Below are 1177 nucleotides of genomic sequence, written 5' to 3' on the forward strand. Positions count from 1 at the left end.
TCACCGCCGAAGAAGCCCGCAGGGCGAGGGAGGGGCGCGCGGACCGCATCATCCCGATGCGTCCCGATCACGGCCACGCGCTTTTGTCCGATCTCGACCGCCCGATGATGCCCGGCTACCCGCTGATCGGGCGCATGCGGGGGCTGGCGGAATTGCGCGGTATCATGGCGGCGTTCCGCTAGGCAGAGGGGTACTTGTTGCGACTAACTCGCAACAAGCTTGACTTTTTGCGAATGCGTCGCAATATCTTAGCCTGACGGCACGGACCGCGCCCGCCCGCGCGCTTGCAACAGGTTCCACGGATGTTGACCCGACGTATTGTTCTGTCTTTTGCCACGGCTTTCGCTCTGGCGCTTCCAGCCATGGCGCAAGATCGCCTGACTATCGTTGCCACAACCGGCATGATCGCCGATGCCGCCCGCCAGGTCGGTGGCGATCTGGCCGATGTCACCGCGCTCATGGGGCCGGGGGTGGACCCCCACGCTTATCGCCAAACGCGTAGCGATATCGTCGCGACCGCACAGGCCGATCTGGTGCTATGGAACGGCCTTTATCTCGAGGCGCAGCTTGAGGAATTCTTGCTCGAATTATCCCAGACAAGCCCTGTTGTCGCCGTGGCCGAGGCGATCCCCACGACCCAGTTGATCGCATCCGAGGATTACGAGGGCCGCTTTGATCCGCATGTCTGGATGAACCCCAACCTTTGGTCGCGCGTCGTTTTGGCGACGCGTGATGCGATGATCGCCGCCGCGCCCGCACATGCCGCGGCATTCACCGCCAATGCGCGCGCCCATTTGGAGGAATTGGCGGCGCTTGCCGTTTATTCGCAAAGCGTGCTTGCCTCCATCCCCGCCGAGGCGCGCGTGCTACTGACCGCTCATGACGCCTTCAACTATTTCGGCGCGGCCTATGGTTTCGAAGTGGTGGGTATTCAGGGCATTTCCACTGAAAGCGAGGCGGGGCTGAACCGGATCGCCGCGCTTGTGGATATGCTGGTCGCGCGCGATATCCGGGCGGTTTTCGTGGAAAGCTCGGTCTCTGATCGCAATATCCGCGCCTTGATCGAAGGTGCAGCCGCACAAGGCCATGAGGTCGTCATCGGGGGCGAGCTTTATTCCGACGCGATGGGCGCGCCCGGCAGCTATGAAGGGACGTATCTTGGCATGATCGACCATAA

2 protein-coding genes are annotated in these 1177 nt (G+C 62.3%); both read left to right on the forward strand.

The window, feature by feature from the left end; all coding sequences use genetic code 11:
* The coding region (locus tag ACTG4J_RS15415; RefSeq protein WP_439140613.1) for a mannonate dehydratase at positions 1 to 182 on the forward strand (182 nt) is incomplete at its 5' end.
* A 120-nt stretch (positions 183 to 302) separates the two neighbouring features.
* Positions 303 to 1177 (forward strand): metal ABC transporter solute-binding protein, Zn/Mn family (locus ACTG4J_RS15420; protein WP_439140614.1); only part of this gene is annotated, 875 nt, incomplete at its 3' end.

Source organism: Roseicyclus sp., from assembly GCF_965662675.1.
In the GTDB taxonomy this organism is placed as follows: Bacteria; Pseudomonadota; Alphaproteobacteria; order Rhodobacterales; family Rhodobacteraceae; genus Roseicyclus.